1 pseudogene is annotated in these 283 nt (G+C 56.9%); it reads left to right on the top strand.

Annotated features, from left to right (window positions below):
• Window positions 1–283 (top strand): annotated as a pseudogene (locus BGE37_RS24910) (autotransporter adhesin family protein); the annotation flags it as partial.

Below are 283 nucleotides of genomic sequence, written 5' to 3'. Positions count from 1 at the left end.
ATACCGGGGAACAGCAAGTTTCCAGCGGTGGCAGTGCCGTGGACACCACCATTGAGGGGGGACTGCAGACTGTTTTCGGTGGCGGAAGTGTCTCCGGGACTCTCATTAATACCGGGGAACAGCAAGTTTCCCGCAGTGGTAGTGCTGTAGGCACCACCATTAATGGGGGACTGCAGACTGTTTTCGGTGGTGGAAGTGTCTCCGGAACTCTCATTAATACCGGGGAACAGCAAGTTTCCAGCGGTGGCAGTGCCGTGGACACCACCATTGAGGGGGGACTGCA

The organism is Escherichia sp. MOD1-EC6300, assembly GCF_002965045.1.
In the GTDB taxonomy this organism is placed as follows: domain Bacteria; phylum Pseudomonadota; class Gammaproteobacteria; order Enterobacterales; family Enterobacteriaceae; genus Escherichia; species Escherichia coli_F.
The sequence above is the reverse complement of the archived record's forward strand: the minus strand, read 5'-3'. Positions and strand labels throughout refer to the sequence as shown.